The organism is Pigmentiphaga kullae (genome assembly GCF_004216695.1).
GTDB lineage: Bacteria > Pseudomonadota > Gammaproteobacteria > Burkholderiales > Burkholderiaceae_B > Pigmentiphaga > Pigmentiphaga kullae.
Genome location: NZ_SGXC01000001.1, coordinates 1,294,731 through 1,316,032 on the forward strand (window position 1 = coordinate 1,294,731; position 21,302 = coordinate 1,316,032).

The 21,302-nt window shown below is 66.9% G+C and carries 19 protein-coding genes and 1 pseudogene; 13 read left to right on the plus strand and 7 right to left on the minus strand.

The window, feature by feature from the left end; translation table 11 throughout:
- Window positions 1-236: 236 nt before the first annotated feature.
- The 4 genes from EV675_RS06365 (at window position 237) to EV675_RS06380 (ending at window position 4,679) form a co-directional block, all read left to right on the plus strand.
- Complete coding sequence (locus EV675_RS06365; protein WP_130356490.1) at window positions 237-1,487, plus strand: MFS transporter; 1,251 nt, start codon at window positions 237-239, stop codon at window positions 1,485-1,487.
- Window positions 1,488-1,619: 132 nt separating this feature from the next.
- Window positions 1,620-2,456, plus strand: a complete 837-nt coding sequence (locus EV675_RS06370) for a dihydroorotate dehydrogenase electron transfer subunit (protein WP_130356491.1) — start codon at window positions 1,620-1,622, stop codon at window positions 2,454-2,456.
- Complete coding sequence (locus EV675_RS06375; RefSeq protein ID WP_130356492.1) at window positions 2,456-3,391, plus strand: dihydroorotate dehydrogenase; 936 nt, start codon at window positions 2,456-2,458, stop codon at window positions 3,389-3,391. The genes EV675_RS06370 and EV675_RS06375 overlap by 1 nt, the downstream gene beginning before the upstream one ends.
- Before the next feature lie 25 nt (window positions 3,392-3,416).
- The gene (locus tag EV675_RS06380) at window positions 3,417-4,679 is read left to right on the plus strand and encodes a hydantoinase/carbamoylase family amidase (RefSeq protein WP_130357929.1); all 1,263 of its coding nucleotides are present in this window, start codon (window positions 3,417-3,419) and stop codon (window positions 4,677-4,679) included.
- A gap of 5 nt (window positions 4,680-4,684) precedes the next feature.
- On the opposite strand, the gene EV675_RS06385 is transcribed toward EV675_RS06380, so the two are convergent.
- Window positions 4,685-5,590, minus strand: coding sequence for a LysR family transcriptional regulator (locus tag EV675_RS06385; RefSeq protein WP_165404460.1), 906 nt, complete (start codon window positions 5,588-5,590; stop codon window positions 4,685-4,687).
- 93 nt (window positions 5,591-5,683) lie between these two features.
- Here EV675_RS06385 and EV675_RS06390 point away from each other — a divergent pair, with 93 nt between their 5' ends.
- Together EV675_RS06390 and EV675_RS06395 are read left to right on the plus strand one after the other, a co-directional pair.
- Window positions 5,684-7,705 (plus strand): metallophosphoesterase family protein, encoded by a 2,022-nt coding sequence (locus EV675_RS06390; protein ID WP_130356494.1) that lies wholly within the window; start codon window positions 5,684-5,686, stop codon window positions 7,703-7,705.
- A 44-nt stretch (window positions 7,706-7,749) separates the two neighbouring features.
- The gene (locus EV675_RS06395; RefSeq protein WP_165404461.1) at window positions 7,750-8,718 is read left to right on the plus strand and encodes a Bug family tripartite tricarboxylate transporter substrate binding protein; all 969 of its coding nucleotides are present in this window, start codon (window positions 7,750-7,752) and stop codon (window positions 8,716-8,718) included.
- Between the two features lie 3 nt (window positions 8,719-8,721).
- Here EV675_RS06395 and EV675_RS06400 read toward each other — a convergent pair whose 3' ends face one another.
- Window positions 8,722-9,519 carry an exodeoxyribonuclease III gene (locus EV675_RS06400; RefSeq protein WP_130356496.1) on the minus strand — a complete coding sequence of 266 codons (798 nt, stop codon included), beginning with the start codon at window positions 9,517-9,519 and terminating at the stop codon, window positions 8,722-8,724.
- 66 nt (window positions 9,520-9,585) lie between these two features.
- Window positions 9,586-10,122: a MarR family winged helix-turn-helix transcriptional regulator gene (locus EV675_RS06405; RefSeq protein ID WP_087838830.1), complete on the minus strand. Its 537-nt coding sequence runs from the start codon at window positions 10,120-10,122 to the stop codon at window positions 9,586-9,588.
- Window positions 10,123-10,373: 251 nt separating this feature from the next.
- On the opposite strand from EV675_RS06405, the gene EV675_RS06410 reads away from it, so the two are divergent.
- The 6 genes from EV675_RS06410 to pyrE all read left to right on the plus strand — a co-directional run bounded on the left by EV675_RS06410 (window position 10,374) and on the right by pyrE (window position 16,684).
- Window positions 10,374-11,360 carry a Bug family tripartite tricarboxylate transporter substrate binding protein gene (locus EV675_RS06410; RefSeq protein ID WP_087838829.1) on the plus strand — a complete coding sequence of 329 codons (987 nt, stop codon included), beginning with the start codon at window positions 10,374-10,376 and terminating at the stop codon, window positions 11,358-11,360.
- Window positions 11,361-11,396: 36 nt separating this feature from the next.
- A complete protein-coding gene (locus tag EV675_RS06415; RefSeq protein WP_130356497.1) occupies window positions 11,397-13,709 on the plus strand; it encodes a xanthine dehydrogenase family protein molybdopterin-binding subunit in 2,313 nt (770 codons plus the stop codon).
- Window positions 13,702-14,568, plus strand: coding sequence for an FAD binding domain-containing protein (locus EV675_RS06420; RefSeq protein ID WP_130356498.1), 867 nt, complete (start codon window positions 13,702-13,704; stop codon window positions 14,566-14,568). The genes EV675_RS06415 and EV675_RS06420 overlap by 8 nt, the downstream gene beginning before the upstream one ends.
- A 9-nt stretch (window positions 14,569-14,577) precedes the next feature.
- Entirely contained in the window at window positions 14,578-15,054 is a 477-nt protein-coding gene (locus EV675_RS06425; RefSeq protein ID WP_130356499.1) for a (2Fe-2S)-binding protein, read from the plus strand.
- Entirely contained in the window at window positions 15,044-15,862 is an 819-nt protein-coding gene (locus EV675_RS06430) for an SRPBCC family protein (RefSeq protein ID WP_130356500.1), read from the plus strand. The genes EV675_RS06425 and EV675_RS06430 overlap by 11 nt, the downstream gene beginning before the upstream one ends.
- A 150-nt stretch (window positions 15,863-16,012) precedes the next feature.
- Window positions 16,013-16,684 carry an orotate phosphoribosyltransferase gene (gene pyrE, locus EV675_RS06435; protein WP_124692172.1) on the plus strand — a complete coding sequence of 224 codons (672 nt, stop codon included), beginning with the start codon at window positions 16,013-16,015 and terminating at the stop codon, window positions 16,682-16,684.
- On the opposite strand, the gene EV675_RS06440 is transcribed toward pyrE, so the two are convergent.
- The 4 genes and pseudogenes from EV675_RS06440 to EV675_RS06455 form a co-directional block, all read right to left on the minus strand.
- On the minus strand, window positions 16,669-17,301 hold the full coding sequence (locus tag EV675_RS06440; RefSeq protein WP_087838824.1) for an isochorismatase family protein: 633 nt from the start codon (window positions 17,299-17,301) through the stop codon (window positions 16,669-16,671). The two genes, pyrE and EV675_RS06440, sit on opposite strands and share 16 nt — an antisense overlap.
- Before the next feature lie 93 nt (window positions 17,302-17,394).
- A pseudogene (locus EV675_RS06445) lies at window positions 17,395-18,288 on the minus strand (Bug family tripartite tricarboxylate transporter substrate binding protein); the annotation flags it as partial.
- Window positions 18,289-18,311: 23 nt separating this feature from the next.
- On the minus strand, window positions 18,312-19,052 hold the full coding sequence (locus EV675_RS06450) for a maleate cis-trans isomerase family protein (protein ID WP_087838822.1): 741 nt from the start codon (window positions 19,050-19,052) through the stop codon (window positions 18,312-18,314).
- A gap of 17 nt (window positions 19,053-19,069) precedes the next feature.
- On the minus strand, window positions 19,070-20,263 hold the full coding sequence (locus tag EV675_RS06455) for an FAD-dependent oxidoreductase (protein ID WP_130356501.1): 1,194 nt from the start codon (window positions 20,261-20,263) through the stop codon (window positions 19,070-19,072).
- Window positions 20,264-20,369: 106 nt separating this feature from the next.
- Between EV675_RS06455 and EV675_RS06460 the strand changes: the two genes are divergently transcribed.
- Complete coding sequence (locus EV675_RS06460; protein ID WP_165404462.1) at window positions 20,370-21,296, plus strand: LysR family transcriptional regulator; 927 nt, start codon at window positions 20,370-20,372, stop codon at window positions 21,294-21,296.
- Window positions 21,297-21,302: the final 6 nt, after the last annotated feature.

Sequence of the window (21,302 nt, forward strand, 5' to 3'; positions counted from 1 at the left end):
TCTGACAACATCGGGATTTACCTTATCAGCTTAGTGAAATTTTGCTTGAAAGGTAAGAAAAGTTGTCTTAGTCTAAAAAAAAAGACTTTCGGCGTAAACAGTTTTTGCCTGCTCCATGCCACAAGCATGTCCGGCACGGGCCGTCTCCTCCAGGGGGCGGCGCCGGCGGGAGGCAGCCGCCGCCTGGCAGCACTTTTTTTGAATCGATGGATACCTCTTCCTTTCGGAGATAGGAAATGGCAGACAAATACGCCGCGAGTCCCGGGGACATTCCCGCAGGCAAGGCGAACGAGGGCGAAGACTACGCCCGCAAGGCGGTCATTGCGTCGACGGTGGGCTACGCCCTCGACGGTTTCGACCTTCTGATCCTGGGCTTCATCCTGGCGGCGATCTCGTCGGACCTGGGACTGACCAGCACCCAGGCCGGGTCGCTGGTGACCTGGACGCTGGTCGGCGCCGTGGTCGGCGGCATCGTGTTCGGGTGGCTGAGCGACAAGTACGGCCGCGTGCGCGTGCTGAACTGGACCATCCTGCTGTTCGCGGTCTTCACCGGCCTGTGCGCGTTGGCCCAGGGCTACTGGGACCTGCTGGCGTACCGTACCATCGCCGGCCTGGGCCTGGGCGGCGAATTCGGCATCGGCATGGCGCTGGCCGCCGAGGCCTGCCGTCCCGAGCAGCGTGCCCGCATGAGCTCCTACGTCGGCCTGGGCTGGCAGGCAGGCGTGCTGGCCGCGGCGCTGATCACGCCCATCCTGCTGCCCATCGTGGGCTGGCGCGGCATGTTCGCCATCGGCGTGCTGCCGGCGGTCGTGGCCTTCGTCATCCGCCATTTCATCGGCGAACCCAAGATCTTCGTCGAAAGCCAGAAGTCCACGGCGCCGAAGGACAACGCGTTCAAGCTGCTGGTGGCCGATGCCAAGACCACGCGGGCCAGCCTGGGCGTGGTCATCCTGACCTCGGTGCAGAACTTCGGCTACTACGGCGTGATGATCTGGATGCCGTCGTACCTGAGCAAGCAGTTCGGCTATTCGCTGACCAAGTCGGCGGGCTGGACCGCCGTCACCATTCTCGGCATGGCCTTCGGCATCTGGCTGTTCGGCCAGTTGGCGGACCGCATCGGCCGGCGTCCCATCTTCCTGCTCTACCAGGTGGGCGCGGTGCTGTCGGTGCTGGCCTATTCGCAGCTCGAAGCGCAATACGCCCTGCTGATCGGCGGAGCGGTCATGGGCATGTTCGTGAACGGCATGCTGGGCGGCTACGGGGCGCTGATCTCCGAGCTGTATCCCACCCGGGCGCGGGCCACGGCACAGAACGTGCTGTTCAACATCGGCCGCGCCGTGGGCGGATTCGGACCGCTGGCGGTGGGCGCGGTGGCCGCGAAGTATTCGTTCAGCCACGCGATCGCGCTGCTGGCGTCGATCTATGTACTGGACATTCTCGCCACGTTGTTCCTGATCCCGGAACGCAAGGGCGCAAAGCTGGAGTAGAGGACCTCCCCTACGCGCTGACGCGCGCCCCCCAGGGGGCGGCACTGGCGGACCGGCGGAGCCGGATCCGCGGTGCCCAAGGTAGGTAGTAGTTATCGAGCGCCTGGGGGTTTCCAGCGCAGAGGAATCAGAATGGAAGTTGTGTCGTCCGAATCGCAGGTTGGGTGTTGCGCCGGACCTGCCGCGCCGGATACGCAGGGCGTGGTGATCAGCAATGCCTGGGTCAACCGCGATTACAAGCACCTGGTGCTGGATGCCGGGCTGCCGGCGGCCGGGGCGAAGGCGGGGCAGTTCTTTCATCTGCTGTGCCCGTCGACCGAGCAGGATGCGCCGTTCTTTCGCCGGCCCATGAGCACCTATCGGGCTGATCCGGCCACGGGGCGGGTGGAGTTCCTGTACAAAGTCACCGGTGCCGGCACGCGCGGGCTGGCCACGCTCGAGGCGGGCGAGAAGCTGCCGATGCTGGGGCCGCTGGGCGTGGGGTTCACGCTGCCCGCGGGCGCGCGCCACATCGTCGTGCTGGGACGCGGCGTGGGGCTGGCGACGCTGGCGCCGTTGGCCGAGATGGCGGCGCAGGCGAGGGTGGGCGTGACTGCCATCCTGAGCGCGCGCGATGCCGCCAACCTGATGTCGCAAGAGCGGTTCGCGGCCATCGGTGCCACCATCGTCGAAGTTACCGACGAAGCCGGCACCAGCGCGGTCGAGAACGTCGAGCGCCTGCTGCGCGAACTGCATGCCGCGGGCCGCGCCGATGCGTTCTATACCTGTGGTTCGTCGCGCCTGACGCTGTTGATGCAGCGCCTGGGCGCCGAGTTGTCCGTGCCGGGCGAAGTCGCGATGGAGCAGCAGATGGCCTGCGGCATCGGCATGTGCTATTGCTGCGTGCGAGCCTTCCGCGAGGGCGACAAGCTGGTCAGCAAGCGCGTCTGCTGGGACGGTCCCGTGTTTCCCCTGGCGGAGGTGGCGTGATGATAGACCTGTCCGTGGATGTAGGCGGACTGCGCCTCTCCAATCCCGTGATGCCGGCCTCGGGCACGTTCGCCGACGGGCTGGCCAACACCATCGATTTCAATCGCCTGGGCGCGTTCGTCACCAAGACCATCACGCACGAGAAACGCACCGGCAATCCGGTCCCGCGCGTGGCGGAGGTGCACAGCGGCATGCTCAATGCCATCGGCATCCCCAGCAAGGGTTCCGACTATTTCATCCGCGAGAGCATCCCGTTCTACCGGAAGTTTTCGCCGCCGCTGGTGGTCAGCATCTCGGCGCCGTCGAACGACGGCTTCGCGCGGCTGGCGGCCGAGCTGTCGCAGGTCGAGGGCGTGGCCGCCATCGAGGCCAACATCTCGTGCCCCAACATCGAGGAAGACGGCAAGGCCTTCGCGATGCACGCCCGCTCCACCGCCGCGGTGGTCAAGGCCCTGCGCGCCTCGACTTCGCTGCCGCTGTGGGTCAAGCTCACGCCCAATACCGGCGAGATCGCCAACGTGGCGCGCGCGGCGCAGGAAGAGGGCGCCGACGCCATCGTGGCCGCCAACACCATCCTGGGCATGGCGATCGACATCGATACGCGCCGGCCCAAGCTGGGCAACGTCATGGGCGGCATGTCGGGGCCGGCGATCAAGCCCATCGTCGTGCGCATGGTGTACCAGTGCCATCGCGCGGTCTCGATTCCCATCATCGGCTGCGGCGGCATTTCCACCGCCGAGGACGCGATCGAATACATGCTGGCCGGCGCGAAGGCCGTGCAGGTCGGGACGGCCACCTTCATCCATCCCACGGCCATGATCGACGTGATCGACGGCCTGGTGCAGTACTGCCGGCGCAAGGGCCTGCCCGGCCTGCAAGGGCTGGTGGGGGCGGTGGAGGACACCGGCTTCGTGCCTTTCGAGGCGATGGCTTGAGGGCGACATGACAGCAGCAACCACGATGGCCGGCGCCCAGGCCGTTCCCGGACGGCAGGACGCGATCGATCTGTTCGAGCGGATCCGCCAGCTCAGCTTCGATGGGGTCGGCGTCTCGCGCGAGAGCTATGGTCCCACCGAGACGGCCGCGCTGGACGCGCTGGTCGAATGGGCGGACCGGCATGGCATCGCCGCGCGGACCGATCCCGCAGCCAACGTGGTGTTCTCGCTGGCGCAGGCGGGCGACCAGGCGCCCATCGTGTGCGGGTCGCACGTGGATTCGGTGCCCCAGGGCGGCAACTATGACGGCCTGGCCGGCGTCATCGCCGGCCTGCTGTGCCTGAAGCGGCTCAAGGACGAGGGCGTGCGGCTCGCGCATCCCTTGTGGGTCGCCGGCATGCGGGGCGAGGAAAGCGCGTGGTTCGGCAAGGCCTACATGGGGTCCGGCGCCATCCTGGGCAAGCTCAAGGCGGACGACCTGGCGCTGCGCAACAAGCGCAGCGGCCGCACGCTGGCCGAGGCCATGGCCAGCGTTGGCGCCGACGTGGACAGCATCGCCGCCGGCAAGCCGGTGCCCTGGGTGTCGGGCGTGCGCGCCTATCTGGAACTGCACATCGAGCAGGGGCCGCTGATGGTGGCCCGCAAATGGCCCACGGCCATCGTCTCGGGCATACGCGGCAACATCCGCCACAACCTGGTGCGATGCATAGGCGAGCCGGGGCACTCCGGCGCCGTGCCGCGCTGGCTGCGCAACGACGCGGTGTTCGCGGTGTCCGACCTGCTGATGCGGCTGGACGAGCACTGGCGCGTGCTGCTGGAGCGCGGCAACGACCTGGTCGTGACCTCGGGCGTGATGGGCACCGACCCCGCCGAGCACGCCGTGTCGCGCATTCCCGGCCGGGTCGACTTCAGCTTCGAGGTGCGCAGTGAAAGCACCGAGACGCTGGAGGAGTTCTACCGCGTGATGCGCGCCGAATGCGACGAGGTGGCGCGCCAGCGCGGCGTGCGCTTCGAGTTCGACCGCCGCATCGAGTCGGCCCCGGCGACCATGGATGCGCAACTGGTGCAGCTGCTGCTGGATACCTCGGCCGAACTGGACTTGCCGGCCGAGAAGATACCCAGCGGCGCGGGACACGACGCGGCCCTGTTCGCCAACGCCGGCATACCCTCGGGCATGATCTTCATCCGCAACGAGAACGGTTCGCACAACCCGGCCGAGGCCATGGAGATCGACGACTTCATGGCGGGCGTGGACGTGCTGTACCGGTCGCTGCCCAAGGTGACCTGAGTTCCCTAGCGCGAACCCAGGGCCTCGATGACGGCCTCCCGCAGGGCCTCCGAGGCCGCCGTCGTCGCCGCCGCGGCGCGCATCATCCAGTGCACCTCCCAGCGCGTGTCGCCATGCTCGATGCCGCGCACGTCGTAGTGCGCCGCGTCCAGGTGACGGGCGGCGAACGCGGGCAGCAGCGTCATGCCCAGGCCGCACCGGACCATTTCCAGCGCCGTCGAATACAGCCTGACTTCCTGCACCGCGTTCAGCGCCACGCCGGCCCGCGACAACTGTAGAAAGACCTCGCGCCATTGGCCGCTGACCCGGTCCGTCAGGATTACCTCGGCGTGCTGCAAGGCCTGCCATTTCATCCTGCGTCCGCCCGCCGGGGCTGGCGGCGCCTTGCCGCGCGCATACACCGCGTGCATGCGGTCGCGCACCAGCGGTTCGGTGCGCAGCACGGTGGCCAGGGCCGGGCTGGCGCCGGGCGAGCCGATGGCGACGTCCACTTCGTCGGCCGCCAGCCGTTGCGAGGCCTGTTCCACCGGCACGTCCAGCACGTCGACCGCCACCAGCGGATGCCGCGCGCGGAACAGTGCCAGCGCGCGCGGGAAGAAAGTGGCCGCGGTCAGCGGCCCCACCGCGACGCGGATGCGGCCACCTTGCAGTTCCCCGACGCTGCGCAGCCCCGCCACCGTGCGATGAATGTCGGCCAGCACGCGGTTGGCGGTTTCGCACAAGGTCTTGCCCGCCGCCGTCAGGCGTACCGTGCGCCCCCGCTCCACCAGCACCACGCCCACCTGTTGTTCGAGTTCCTTGATCGTCACGCTGACGGCGGACTGCGTCAGCGCCAGCGCATCGGCCGTCGCGGTGAAGCTGCCGGTGTTGGCCAGGGTCGCGAGCGCGTGGAGCTGACGGAGCGTGACCATGATTTTCATGAATCCATGGATGAGAAAAATGAATTTTATTAATTCCAAAGCTTGCTGGATACTGGCCTTTCGCTTTCATGGCCGACCCGCAACATGGCTTCTTCCCCTCTCTTTCGCTTCGCCGTCATCGCCGACAGCCACGTCAATCCTTCGGAACAGGACAACATCTCGCCGTTCGAGTCGCATCGGCTGACCAATGAGCGGCTGCGGCATACCGTGGCCATGCTCAACGCGCTGGCACCGGCCTTCGTCGTGCACGTGGGGGACATGATCCATCCGGTGCCCGAGGCCGTCTCCTATCCGCAGGCCGTGCGGCAATTCCGCGCCACCATGGCGGCGCTGGCCTGTCCGGTCCATCTGGTGCCCGGCAACCACGACGTGGGCGACAAGCAAGCCGACTACGTGCCGGCGGGCGCCATCCGTCCCGAGTACGTGGAGCTGTACAGCCGGCATTTCGGGGAACATTTCTACGGCTTCGACCGGCAAGGCTGTCACTTTGCCGTCATCAACACCTCGCTCATCAACTCGGGGCTGCCGCAGGAGCGCGAGCAGGCGGCGTGGCTGGAGGCGGACCTGGCGGCGCACGCGGGGCAGCGCATCTTTCTGTTCATGCACTATCCGCCCTTCGTCGCCACCCGCGACGAGCATGGGCATTACGACAACATCGACGAACCGGGACGAAGCTGGCTGCTGGACGTCGTCGAGCGCCACAAGGTGGCGGCGGCGTTCACCGGCCACGTCCACAACTTCTTCCTGAACCGCCATTCGGACACGAATTTCTACCTGATGCCGTCCACCGCCTTCGTGCGCGCCGATTATTCGGAAACGCTGCACGTGGGCCAGCCGCCCGAGAGCGAGAACGGCCGTAACGACGTCGCCAAGCTGGGGGTCATGGTGGTCGACGTCCATGAAGAGCGGATCGTGACGCAGTTTCTCCGCAGCTTCGGCGGCGGATCGGATCGGTCGGCCGCGCAGCGCGACTGGCCGCGCCTGCCTCCCTCGGCCGGCGAACTGCCCGCGCCGGGCGTGGAACTGCGCCATGGCTGGACCGTGCTGTACGACATTCCGTACAGCAGCATGCTGGACGAGTTCTGGCGCAAGCGGGCGCGCAACGACTACCCCATCCTGGCGCTGTGGGAGATGGGCGTGCGCCGGCTGCGCGTGCCGCTGGACGATTTGCTCGACGCGGGCTCGCGCGCACGCATGGAAGCGGTGGCCGAGCAGGGCTGCCGTTTCGCGGTGTTCCACTTCGGTTGGCCGGACGAGGCCGCGCTCGAGGTCGTGTGCCGGCACCGCCACCTGCTGGATGGGCTGGAACTGGTCTTGAGGTGGCCGCCTGCGCCCGACCTGGAGGCGCGGCTGGCGGCGGCCAGGGAACACGCGGGCGTGCCGCTCGTCCTGTCGCGTTTCTGGAACGCCTCGGGCGAGTCGCGCGATGGCAAGCAGATCAAGCTACTGGTGGACCATGGCTTCACGGTCGACGACGAACTGCCCGCCGCATCGGCGGTGGACGGTCTGGTCTTCCGCATTGCCCGCGGCACCGCCGCGCGCGAAGGAGTCGCGCGAGCAGCAGCAGCGGCCGAGGGCAGGGGGCTGCGCGCCCAGGTGCACGTGCGCCTGGCGGACGACAGTCCCGCCCAGGCCCGGCACGACGAGTGGAGCAATACCTGCCGCGTGCTGGAGACGGCGCTGTGCAGCCACTTCCATCGCGGCCATCGCATCTTCCTGGATACCCTGGGCGACGTGGACCGCGGCTATTTTCCCAGGACCGGACTGATCGACCGCCGGGGCAATCCACGGTTGGCTGGCCGGGCGCTGCGAAACCTGAACGGCGCGTTGTCGGAGCTGCCGCCCGTGCGGGCGCTGGACTGGCACGAGACCGCCGACGGCGTGCTGGGCGTCGCCCGCGCGGGCGACGCAGTGCTGCTGCTGCCGCTGCCGGAGGCGCCTGGCCGGGCCTGGCAAGGGATGATGCCGGGCCGGCCGGACCGCTACCAGGGCTATCGCGTGGATCTCGGCACCGGCGCGCAGACCGAGGTGGAAGGGGACGCCGATCGTCCCATCCATTGCGAGGCCGGCGAGCCGGCCATGTGGGTCCTGCGCCCGGTGCCCTGAACACATCGCCACCCAGAATGTCTCGACTCACGAGGGAGAATGCCATGATGTCCCGATTGTCCTGTCTGACCGCGATCGTCCTGCTGTCGGCCCTTCAGCCGGCGGCGGCTCAGTCCTATCCCGCGCGGCCGCTGAAGGCCGTCGTTCCCTTTCCCGCGGGCGGCGCCATCGATGTGGCGGCGCGGCTCGTCCTGGAAGGAATGGCCGCGTCGCTGGGTCAGCCCATCGTGGTCGAGAACAAGCCCGGCGCCTCGGGCAACATCGGCACGCAGCAGGTCGCGCGCGCGCCGGCCGATGGCTATACCCTGCTGCTGGGCGCGGCGGTGAACACCGCCGTCAGCCCCGTCATGTACACGAAGCTCGACTACAGCGTCGACAAGGACCTGGCGCCGCTGGCCCAGTTCGGCAATGCCGCCAACCTGATCTACGTCCATCCGTCCTTCCCGGCCAGGACCCTGCCCGGCGTGCTGGAGGAACTCAAGCGCCATCCCGGCAAGTACGCCTACGCGTCGCCCGGCAGCGGTACGACCGTCCACCTCACGATGGAGCTGCTCAGGGCGCGCCAGAACCTGGCCGTGCAGCACGTGCCGTTCAAGGGCAGCCCGGCGGCGATATCCGCGGTCGCGGGCGATCAACTGAAACTGGGCATAGACGCCGCGGGCCCCACGCTGCCTTTCGTACAGGGCGAGCGCGTCGTCCCCGTGGCGGTGACGGCCTCGAAACGGCTGGCGGCCCTGCCCGATGTACCTACCTTCGCGGAAGCCGGCGTGAACGTCGCCCTGCCGTCGTCCTACCTGGGCTTCTACCTGCCCGCCGGCGTACCCGCGGGCATCGCCGAGCGCCTGGCGGCGGAGGTCGAGAAGGCCCTGGCGCGGCCCGAGGTCGCCGGCAAGCTGCGGCAACTGGGCGTCGAGCCCGAGTTCCTGGGCCCCCAGGCCTTCGCCGCCAAGGTCAAGCAGGAGCGGGCGATGTGGGCCGAGGCGGTCAAGTTGTCCGGGGCGACCATAGACTGAGGCTCAGGCCAGCTTCCAGTCGTAGTCGACCGTCAGCGGCGCGTGGTCGGAGAACCGCTCTTCCTTGTAGATGGCCGCCGCCTTCGCCGTGCCGGCGATGCCCGGCGTGGCGATCTGGTAGTCGATGCGCCACCCCACGTTCTTGGCCCAGGCCTGGCCCCGGTTGCTCCACCAGGTATAGGCCTCGCCGGTGGTCTCCGGATGCAGCCGGCGGTACACGTCCACCCAGCCGATCTCGTCGAACACCTTGGTCAGCCAGGCGCGTTCCTCGGGCAGGAAGCCGCTGTTCTTCTGGTTGCTCTTCCAGTTCTTCAGGTCGATTTCCTGGTGCGCGATGTTCCAGTCGCCGCAGATGACGAACTCGCGGCCGGTGTCGCGGTGTTCGTCCATCAGGCCCGTGAGCCAGGGCGCGAAGCGGTCCAGGAAACGGTATTTGGCCTGTTGGCGTTCGTCGCCGCTGCTGCCCGAGGGCAGGTAGGCGCTGACCACGGACAGGCCGGGCCAGTCGATGCGCAGGATGCGGCCCTCGGCGTCGAATTCTTCCTTGTCGAAGCCGACGATGACGGATTCGCAGGCGCGCTTCACGTAGGCGCCGACGCCGCTGTAACCCTTTTTCTGGGCCGGGAAGAAGTGCCCTTCGTAGCCCGGCGGGTGGCGCATGTCGTCGGTCAGGTCGGCGTCCTGGGCCTTCAGTTCCTGCAGGCAGACGACGTCGGCGCCGGTCGCGCCGAGCCAGGGGAAGAAGCCCTTGCGGGAAGCCGAACGGATACCGTTGAGGTTGATGGAAACGATGCGCAGCAAGACCGGCTCCTGGAAAAAACGGATGACCGGCCGAATTCTACGCGGTGTGTCCGGGCGCCGCCGGGGTCAGTCCTGGTCGGGCGGGCCTTCCTCGTCATGGCAGGCGCGCCGCAGCTTGTGCAGCGTCCGGTACAGCACCTGCCGTTCTTCGTTGTCGAGCACGCGGATCATGGCGGCCTGGGCGCGCTGGGCGACCGGCATGGCGCGGTTGTACAGCGCCTGGCCGTCGGCCGAAAGCCGGCAGGTCAGCCCCCGGCGCGGCGAGCCGGCCACCGGTTCGAGGATGACGAGGCCGCGCGTCTCCAGCAGGCGCATGGCGCGGCTGACCAGCGATTTGTCGGTTTCCGACCGTGTGACCAGTTCCGAGAAGGGCAGGCATTGCGCCTCGGCCACCACCGACAGCATGCGCCATTCGGCCATGGTCAATCCGAACTGGTCGGAATAGGGCAGGGTCACGACCCGGCGCAGCGAGTTGCCGGTGCGGACCACCAGCGTGGTGATGAAGTCGTCCACGGACAGGCCGGTGCCCTGTTCGTCGATGTCCGTCCAGGGGTCGCCGCCGGTGGACGGGGTACGCGGGGGGGACTTTTTTTTCGGGGGCATGGATGAGCTGGTTGGCGAGAGGGGGGACCGGCGTGGGACGGAGGATTATTTCATAGTGCCCTGGACGTTATGTCTGAATGAATATTTCGAAATCCAAGGGAATTTTGTTCCGGCTTGTCAATCGGTACAATCTTAGTGTTGATGCATCAACAAGAAAAGTGGATGATCGCGTTTCCTAAGTGAACAGATGTTTCACTAGTGAATCGTTGCTTATACCTATCCGTACCCGATCGTCCCCTTCGGAGCCAGTGATGAATCTCTATCGCCGCCAGATGCTTGCCGCCGCCATGGCGATCACCACCTGCTGTGCCGGCCTGGGCGTCGCCCAGGCGGCCGGCTATCCCGCCAAGCCGATCACCGTCATCGTGTCCTACCCCCCGGGCGGCGACACCGACGCCATCGCGCGCCTGTTCGCCGAAAAGCTGGGCGAGCGCCTGAAGCAGTCGGTCATCGTCGAGAACAAGGGCGGCGCCGGCGGCACGGTGGGCAACGGCTATGTCGGACGCGCCGCGCCCGACGGCTACACGCTGCTGTTCACGCCCAATCCGTTCACCACCGCGCCCATGGTGCTGGGCCTGTCGCCCGCCCAGAGCTACGACGTGCTGAACGGCTTCGAGCCCATCAACCAGACCGCCGTGCAGCCGCTGGTGCTGGTGGCCAATCCCAAGACCGGCTTCAAGACGGTGAAGGACATGATCGATGCCGCGAAATCCGGCAAGACGGTGTCCTACGCCACCCCGGGCGCGGGCTCGCCCATGCACGTGATCGCCGAATGGCTCAACCGCGAGGCCAAGGTGTCCATCCAGCACGTGCCCTACCGCGGCGTGGGCCCCTCGGTGACCGACGTCGTCGCCGGCCACGTCGATACCGCCTGGGTCACGCTGGGCCCGGTCTCGCAGTACTTCGCCACCGGCCGCCTGGTGCCGCTGGCCATCGGCGATGCCAAGCGGTCGCCGCTCGCGCCCAATATCCCGACCCTGGTCGAGTCCGGCTACAAGGACATCGTGGTGGGATCGTGGAACGGTTTCTTCGCGCCCAAGGGCACGCCCGCCGATGCCGTCAAGCTGCTGAACGGCCACCTGAACGAGATCCTGAAGCAGCAGGACGTGATCCAGAAGCTGGCCACCTACGGCGCATTTCCGCACGGCGGCGAACCCGCCGAACTCGGCCGCACCAATGCACGCGAGTATGAAGTGGTGGGCGGCATCATCAAGTCCCTGGGCATCAAGGCGCAGTAAGCCCGCCATGCAGGGACCGAGCAACAGGAGTTCAGGATGAACGCATCCACACTGGGCAAGGCCATTCCCCAGGTCAATGCGCGTTCCAAGGTGTTGGGGCGCGCGCAATATGCCGGCGATGTGAAGGTCGCCGGGATGCTGCATGGCAAGGTGCTGCGCAGTCCCTATCCGCATGCGCGCATCGTTCGCATCGACACTTCGGCGGCGCTTGCGCTGCCGGGCGTCAAGGCGGTGCTGACGGGCGCGGATGCGCCGCGCGCCATGTGGGGGGTGCATCACAAGGAGCGGCGCATCCTGGCCGAGGGCGTCGTGCGCTTCGCCGGGGAAGAAGTGGCCGCGGTTGCGGCCACGACCGAGGAGATCGCGCGCGATGCCCTTGACCTGATCTTGGTCGAGTACGAGGAACTGCCGGCCATCCTGACGCCCGAGGAGGCGCTGGATGAAGAAGCGCCCGGCGTGCATCCCGGCCGCAACAATGTCTCGCACGAGATCAAGTTTCATCTTGGCGACGTGGATGCGGGGTTTGCCAAGGCGGATCTCGTCTACGAGGCGACATACGACTGCCATGCCCAGTACCCCGGGTATCTCGAACCCATGGCGACGGTGGCGACCATCGATCCGGATGGACGCCTCCAGGTATGGACCTCCACGCAATCCATATTCCAGGCGCGGATGCGCCTCGCGGCGGCGCTCGAGATGCCCGTCTCGGACATCCGTGTCATGCAGGCCACGACCGGGGGCGGCTTCGGCGGGAAGATGGTGGAGGACGCCAACAACCTGATCGCCGGCCTGCTGGCGGTCAAGACCGGCCGGCCCGTGCGGGTGGTGAACAACCGCCTGGAGGATTTTCTGGCCTGTTGTTCCAGCGTACCCGAGCGGATCACGTTGAAGCTGGGCATGGCCAAGGATGGCCGCATCGTCGCCAAGGACGTGCGCATCACTGCCGAATGCGGCGCCTACAGCGGCCTGACGGCGGAGGTGATGCACGTGACGGCGATGCGCAGCGACAACATGCATCGCCTGGAGAACGTGCGCTCGCATGCGACGCTGGTCTATACCAACAACCCGCCGCATGGCGCGTTCCGAGGCTTCGGCGGCGCGCAGATGCAGTTCGCGCTCAACAGCCACATCCACATGATGGCTGAACAACTGGGACTGGATCCGGTGGAGATCCACAAGCTCAACGCGCACGAGGCGGGGGACACCTCGATACATGGCTGGAAGATAGGCAGCACTGGTTTGCGAGAATGCATAGACCAGTGCATCGACGCCATCCAGTGGAAGGCCAAGCGCGCCGGCAAGGGTAATCAGGCCAGGGGCTCCAGGCCTCGCGGCGTCGGCATGGCCGCCGCGATGCACGTCAGCGGAAACCGCACCATCGGCAACTGGGACGGCTCGACGGTGATCGTCAAGATCAACGAGGACGGCCGCGCGGTGATCCACAGCGGCGAGTGCGACATGGGGCAGGGCGCCATGACCATGCTGAGCCAGGTCGTCGCCCATGAGTTGAACATCCCCCTGGACCACGTGCACGTGGTCGCGCCGGATACCGACATTTCGCCGTACGCCATCGGCTCGCTGGCCTCGCGCGTGACGATCGCGGCCGGCAATGCGGCCATTCTGGCCGCGCGCAAGGCACGCGAGGCGCTGATCGGGCTTGCCGCCACGAAGCTGGAGGTCCCGGTCGACGGCCTGGAGATCGTGGACGGCTTCATCCGCTCCCGGAACGCGCCCGACAAACGCGCCACCATCGCCGAAATCGCCAGGCTGCACATCTGGCGCCACGACGGCGAAGGCCTGCAGGTCAGCGCCACCTGGGATGCCAAGACCGTCATGCACGGCGACGTCCACGGCAACATCGCGCCGGCGCATTCGTACGCGGCGCAGGCCGTCGAGGTCGAGGTCGATACCGAGACCGGCCGGGTCACGGTGCTGGATTCCTATGTGTCGGACGACTGCGGCAAGGCCTTCAACCCGCTGGCCGTCCACGGCCAGAGCAACGGCGCGGCGGCCCAGGCCATGGGCTGGGCGCTGTACGAGCAATTGCAGCTGGAGAACGGCAGGCTGGCCAACGGCAATTTCGCCGACTACAACATGCCCACCGCCGATTCCATTCCGCTGCTGCGCTCGGGCATCGTGGAATCGAACGATCCCAACGGACCTTATGGCGCCAAGGGCGCGAGCGAGACGGCCATCCTGCCGGGCGCGCCGGCCATCGCCAACGCGGTCTACGACGCCATCGGCGTGCGCATCACGGACCTGCCGATCACGCCCGAGAAGGTGCTGGCGGGCCTGCGCGCCTTGCGCCAGGCCGGCGAACAGGAACAAGGAGGCTCCCGCCATGCGTGATTTCGATTTCCTCGAGCCGGCATCGGTGGCCGAGGCCAGCCGCATGCTGGCGGACCTGGGCGAGGACTGCCGGGTCATGGCCGGCGGCACGGCGCTGATGCTGGCCATGCGCCAGCGCATGCTGGTGCCGTCGCACATCATCTCGGTCGCGCGCATCGAGGCCTTGCGCGGGATCCGTTTCGATCCCGTCGAAGGCCTGCGCATAGGCGCACTGGCGCGTCACACGGACGTGGCCGATTCGGCCGTCGTGAAGCAGCACTACCCCATGCTGGCGGCCATGGCGGCCCAGGTCGCCAATCCCCAGGTGCGCAACCAGGGCACGCTGGGCGGCAACCTCTGCTATGCCGATCCTTCCACCGACCCGCCCACCTGCCTGATGTCGCTGGGCGCGCGGGTGGTGCTGGGCAGCGCACGCGGCGAACGGGTGCTGTCCATCGAGGAGTTCCTGGTGGACTACTACGTCACCGCCATCGAACCCGACGAGATCGTCGTCGAGATCCGCGTGCCGGCGCCGCCCGCCGACTTCTCCGGCCTGTACACCCGCTTCCTGCGCACAGCCGCCGAGCACCGGCCGTTGATCGGCCTGTCGCTGGCCACGCGCCGCAGCGGCGGCACCTGCCGCGAGGCCGTCCTGGCCGTGGGCGCGTCCACGCCCATTCCCTGCCGCGTGCCCCGGGCGGAGCACTTCCTGGCCGGCAAGACCATCACGCCCGAGGTGGCCGCCGAGGCCGCGGACATCGTTGCGGCCGACATCCAGCCCGTTTCCGACGCTCGGGGCTCGGACGAATTCCGCCGCGACATGGTGCGGGTGGTCGCCAGGCGCACCATCGCCGGCCTGTACGGGCTGGCTACGGACTGAGGAAGCATCATGAGCAAGCATCTGATCGAAGTCACCGTCAACGGTGAACAGCACGGCGCCGAGGTCCCCGCGCGCCGCATGCTGTCGGATTTCCTGCGGGACGACCTGAACCTGACCGGCACCAAGCGCGGCTGCGAGACCGGCACCTGCGGCGCCTGCTCCGTGCTGGTGGACGGCGAGGTGGTCAAGTCCTGCCTGTCGTTGGCGGTGCAGGCCCATGGCCGCAGCATCACCACGGTGGAAGGCCTGGCCAAGGGCGAGGAACTTCATCCCCTGCAGCAGAGCTTCATGGAATGCGGCGGCCTGCAATGCGGCTACTGCACGCCGGGCATGCTGATGACTGCCTGCCACCTGCTCGAGCGCAACCCCCGGCCTACGGCCGACGAGGTCCGCGAAGGACTGAACGGCAACCTGTGCCGCTGCACGGGCTATGCCCAGATCGTCGAGTCCATCCTCGACGCTTCGGAGAAAATGCGTGGAAATTGAAAAAGTCTTAACGGTGGCGGCCCCGGCCGCCAAGGTCTGGGACATGCTGCTGGATCCCACGGTAATGGCCAGCTGCGTGCCAGGGATGAAGTCCATCGAGGTGGTCAGCGACGTCGAGTACAACGCCGTCATCCACGTCAAGATCAGCTTCATCAGCGCCAAGTTCAAGCTCAGGACGCGCATCGTCGAGCAGCGCGCCCCCGAATACCTGCGCGCCGAAGGCACCGGCGAGGACTCCTCGGTGGCCAGTTCGCTGAAACAGCAGAGCGAGATCTTCCTGACGGCGCTGCCCGACGGACAGACCGAGCTGCGCACCAAGGTCACGGTCGACGTCGTGGGCCGGCTGGGCACCTTCGGCCTGAGCGTCATGAAGACCAAGGCCGACCGGATGTGGGAAGAATTCAGCCAGAACCTGGCGACCCGCCTGGCCGGCGGCGAGATTCCCGGCGCGGACCAGGTAACCATTACGCGCAGGGAGCCCCAGGCGCCGGGAGGCCCGGCTGAGGCGGCCGCGCAGGCGGCGCCCGCCCGCGCCCCCGTCCGTGCGGCCGCCGCGGCCAGTCCGGCCGCCCCCGTGGCCGCCCCGGAGCCGGCCTTTGCCGCCCCGGCCGCACGGGTCAACGGCCAGGAAGCCAGCCGCGCCTCGGTCTCCGATGGCGGCTGGTGGTCGCGCCTGCTGGGGGGCCGCGGCGGCTCCGGGCGCAGTATCCACATCGAGCTGCGCCGTGGCGATACCGCCCTGACCGTGGACTGGCCGGTGGAGGAGGCGGGCAAGTGCGCCGCCTGGCTGCGGGACGTTTTGAAGTAGATTCGCCCGGGGGCCCCGAGCCGTTTTACAATCACGCTGGCCCATCGCGCCGCCGGGGGAAGGCCTTCCCCCGTGCCGTTGTGACTTCGTACCGTGACCGCCGTGCCCCAGACCGCTACCGCCCCCCGTCCCGCCGACACCGAGCCCTCGATCGACGAGAGCCGTTTCCGTACCGATTTCGTCCGCTTCGCCACCGAGCTGGGCGTGCTGCGATTCGGCGCGTTCACCACCAAGGCGGGCCGGCTGAGTCCCTACTTCTTCAACGCCGGGCTGTTCAACAGCGGCGCGGCCGTGGGACGGCTGGCCGAGTTCTACGCCCAGGCGCTGCTGGCCTCGGACGTCGAGTTCGACATGCTGTACGGCCCGGCCTACAAGGGCATCCCGCTGGTCACCGCCACCGCGGTCGCGCTGGCCGCCCGCGGCCGCGACGTGCCCTTCGCGTTCAACCGCAAGGAAGCCAAGGACCACGGCGAAGGCGGCTCGCTGGTGGGTGCGCCGCTGGAAGGCCGCGTGGTCATCATCGACGACGTGATCTCGGCCGGCACCTCGGTGCGCGAATCGGTGCGCCTGATCCAGGCCGCCAAGGCCAAGCCGGCCGCCGTGCTGATCGCGCTGGACCGCATGGAGCGGGTCGGCCCCGACGATGCCCTGTCCGAGCACTCGGCGGTGCAGGACGTGGTGCACACCAACGGCTGCCCCGTGGTCAGCATCGCCTCGCTGGACGACATCCTCGACATGATCCAGCAGGGTGGCGGGGGCGGTGAATTCGAACAGCACCGCGAGGCGGTGCTGGCGTACCGGGCGCGCTACGGGGTGATCTGAACCTGATCCACCGCTGGCGCGGTCATCAGCTCGGCTAGAGACATGACTTCGGCGTATTTCTGCCGCAGGTCGAACAGGCTTGCCTGATGAGGCCCCCAGGCGCGGTCTCCGACACAATCCGAAACGACAACCGGGACGAAACCCGCGCACATGGCGTCGAGGGCGCTGGCGCGGACGCAGCCGCTTGTCGTCGCTCCGGTCACGAGCAACGTCCGGACGCCACGCTGCGCCAGCCAGGGCGCCAGGTTCGTGGAGTGGAAAGCGGATGGCGTCGTCTTGCGCAGCACCAGTTCTCCCGCGATGGGGGCCAGTGCGTCGACCACGGCGCTTTCGGGCGCGTGTTCGGTCAGCCGCAGCAGCCCCGGAACCTTCTGGCTGAACAGGTTGGCATCCGCGCCGTCGTTCGCGTACACGACGCGGCTGTAGGCGACCGGCCACCGCCTGATTCGGGCTTCGCGTAGCAGCAGGACAGCGCGTGCTATCGCCTGTTGGATAGCGAGGCTGCCGAACAGGGCTGGATCGGCGAAGGCGTTGACGAAGTCGACCACCAGCAGCCCGATGGGGGGCTGGACGTCGAGGGTCGCGCCGAAACCCTGCCGGGTGTAGATGTCGTCCATGCCGGCCTACTGACTGTTCGCCGCGCCGGCGAACTCGATTAATTGTTTCGCGATTCGCGTTTCCCGTTCGAGGCGGTCCGCCAATTGCTGGCGGCTGCCCCCCAGCGGCTCGGCGCCTGCCTGACGGATGGACGAGGATACCGCCGCGTCGTCGAGCGCCTTTTGCGCGGCATCGTGCAGACGTTCAACGATGGCTTCCGGCGTACCCGTCGGAGCGAACAGCCCGAACCATCCGAGCGATTCGTAGTCCGGCAGCTGCAATGCCTCGGCCACGGTGGGAACGTCCGGCAGCATCTTAGACCGTTTCGACGATGTCACCGCCAGCGCGCGTATGCGCTGGTCCTTGATGAAAGGCAGGGCCACCGGAAGATTGACGAATCCGACTTGCAGGATGCCCGCGATATGGTCGGTCGCCGCCTGGGCATTGCCGCGATAGGTGACATGGGTGAGGCGGATGCCGGTTTTCTGTCCAAGCAGTTCGGCGGCAAGATGCCCCGAACTGCCCAGCCCGGTCGTACCGTAGTTGAAGTCGCCCGGCCGCGATCTGACCAGTTCGATGAGTTCGGGCAGCGATTTCGCCGGCACCTGCGGGTGGACGGTGATCACGTTCGCGATTTCTCCGACTTCGATGACGGGAGCCAGATCCGATGTCGGCTTGAACGGGAATTTCTTGAACAGCCAGGGATTGGCCGCCAGCGGCGCCCCGTTGATCAGCAGCGTATAGCCATCCGGTGGGGCCTTGGCGACATGATCGCTGCCGATGTTGGTGGCGGCCCCGGGGCGATTCTCGACGATGACGGGGCGCCCCAGCGTCTGAGGCAGGTGCTTGCCCAGAGCACGTGCCAGCATATCTATGCTGCCGGCGGCGGCGGTCGGAACGATGATGTGTATCGGCCTGGAGGGATAGTCGTCGCTGGATTGCGCGAAGGCGGGGGTGGCCAGCAAGGTGAGTCCGGCGACAAGTCGGCGGAATTTGTATGGGGTCATGACATTTCCTTGAGTGTCGGAACTCAGTGCTCCATCAACAAACTGCCGAAGCCGGCGACCTTGTCCTGGATACCGGCCGCTCGAAGCGCATGCCAGTAGGTCGCGGTATTGATGGCGATGACGGGCTTGCCGAGAAAGATCTCGGCGGCGCCGGCCAGTTTCACCATGGACAGGTTCGTGCCGACCTGGACGATTGCATCGACGTCGTCTCCGTCGAGTTCCTGGATGGCTTGGCGGCATTGCGCATCGGTGGTGTGGGCGATCCGTACCGGGCCGGGGCAGCGCAGGCAGATGTCGCGCACGACCTGGAAGCCGCAGTCATGGTAGAAACGACGCACGTGCTCATTGGCAACGGGGAAGTACGGTGACAGGAACGCGATTCTCCTGGCGCCGTATCGGTTGAGCGCGGCTTCGGTGGCGAAGGAGCCGCAGGAGACACCCACGCCGGCATGCGCCGTCATCCGGGAAAGATAGTCGGCGGCGGCCGATCGGCCGCCCCAGAATGTGGCGACCGACATCCCCATGGCGAGGTATTGCATGTCGCAGCTCTTCAGGGCGTCGATGGCGTCCAGCGTTCCTTGTTCGATGTTGCGGACCATGGCGACGAAATCGTCGTCGCTGGCGACGGGGTCGTTGGGAATGCGTATCCTGCTGTAATGGTTGGTGACGCCCGCAGGGCGCATGCCGTCGAAGTCGGGCTGCACGATGGTGTTGGTCGACGGCCCTATCGAGCCCATCTTCAGGCGATAGCCGAGGTGGTCCATGTCTCCCCTCCTTGTATTCAGTGGATTTCCGCCGCCTGCCGCAAAGCGTCGAGCATGGAGCTCTGCCGCAGATAGGTCCGGGCCAGGCCGGGATCCGCGGCGGTCCTGCGCAATTGGTCCAGATGCTGCCGGCGTGCGGCGGGGTCGCGCTCTTCCAGGTGTTTCTTGTTCTGCGCCGTGCCGGCATTGATGTATTCGATGGCAATGGAGCGGCGCTGGCGCTCGTAGCGGTCGAGCAGGGCTGGATCGCCGCCGCGCAGAACCTCGATGAGCTTGTCGCTCAGGTTGAACGCGTCGTGCACGCCACCGTTCATCCCCATTCCGCCGAGCGGATTGTTGATGTGCGCGGCATCTCCCGCCAGCAGTATCCGGCCGTGCCGGAACCGTGCGGCCACCCGTTGATGGACGCGATAGATGGTCCGGTGGATCGTCCGGTAGGGCGCGGGCCTTGTCGCCAGCCGCTGCAGATGGCTTTCTATCGAGTCGTCGGCCAGCAGCGCCTTGTCGTCGATGTCGGTTGCGACGGGGAACAGTACCCGCCACATGCTGGGAACACGCAGCAGGACGCACCATTCGTCGGGGTCGGAAAAGTAATTGACATACGAGATGCCCGTGAACCGCTCCGCATATTCGAAGTCGGTGGAGATGAACAGAAACCGTTCGGGATAGGTGTATCCCTCGAAGGCGATACCGGCGCTTTGACGTACGGTGCTCCATGCGCCGTCGGCGCCCACGACATAGCTGCCGCGGTGGGAAACGGTTTCGCCGCCGCAGCGGCCACGCAGCGTGACGCCGTCCTCGTCCTGGTCGACATCGGTGACTTCCGTCCCGAGGCTGATCGTGGCCAGAGGATGTCCCGACAGTCTCTGCGCAAGCATGTCGGTCAGTTTCCACTGCTCGCACTGAAGGCGAAAGGGGTGGCGCGTTTCGCCGGCGAGCAGCGAGAGATCGAAGTCGGCGATCAAACCCTCTTGCCTGTCCCACTGCTGAGTGTGGGCCGCCACCAGACCGGCGCCGACCAACTCCTCGGTCACGCCCAGGCGGGTCAGCATGTCGAGCGTCGGCGGATGAAAGGTTGACGCCCTCATGTCCCTGGGTTGTTCCGGACTGCGTTCCAGAACATGGACCGGGATGCCTGCGTCGGCGAGCAGTAGGGCGCTGGCAAGTCCGACCGGGCCTGCTCCGACAATGAATACCGTGGACGCGGCCATGATTCTCCTTCTCGATGATGCGGCGGGTATTGATGGGGCGAGTATGTTGTCCGCGTGATATGCCGGTCAAATGAGAAAAAATGCGATTTCGCATAACATGGATGTTATGAAAAACACCAAGATCAGCCTTCAGTCGCTACGGGTCTTCTCGGAAGTGGCGGAATGCCTGAGCTTCACGCAGGCCGCCAATCGGCTATTCAGGACCCAGCCCGCGGTATCGCGGCAGGTCGCCGACATGGAGCTGGAGCTCGGGGTGGCCCTGTTTTTCCGCAAGGGCCGCAGCCTTGCGTTGACACCGGCAGGGCACGATCTGTTCGCCCGGGCGCGTGCCATCCTCGGCGACGTCGAGGCGTTCAGCGAGCGGGCGCGCGACATGGCCCACGGCGCGGTGGGGCTGCTGAGGGTGGGCGCCACGCCTATGTTGTTCGACACGATGATGCCCAACCTGTTGCGCGAATACTCGCAACGCTGGCCGCAGGTTCGGCTGAAGATCTTCGAGGTCGATTCGGCAAGCGTGATCGCGCAGGTGGAGACGCGCGAACTGGACGTGGGCTTGACCCGCTATGCCACCACCGACAGCGTGCAGGGAGAGCGGCTGTTTCCCATGCACCTGATCGCCATCGTCGATCGCCGCCATCCTTTGGCGCGCCGCCGTTCGCTGGAGCTGGCCGAGCTGCAGGACAAGCCTCTGTTGCTGATGATCAGAGGAATCGGAAGCCGGGTGTTGATCGATCAGGCATGCCGCCGGGGGGGCTACCGCTTGACCGATGTCCGGTTCGAAAGCGGCTCGTACAGCAGTCTGGTGGAGATGGCCATCGCGGGGCACGGAATCGCCCTGGTGTCGTCCGTGGTGACCCTGCGTCGGAGCGATGCCAGGATCATCCCCGTCCACTACAAGAGGGAGCGCCTTCAGTCCTGGGCCGCGGTCCACTGGCATGGCGAGGCCGAACAGACCGAATACATGCGGGCGTTCGTGGACCTCGCCCGCGATATGGGACAGAAGGACTATCCGGGCAAGCAATACGGCCTGTGATAGTCC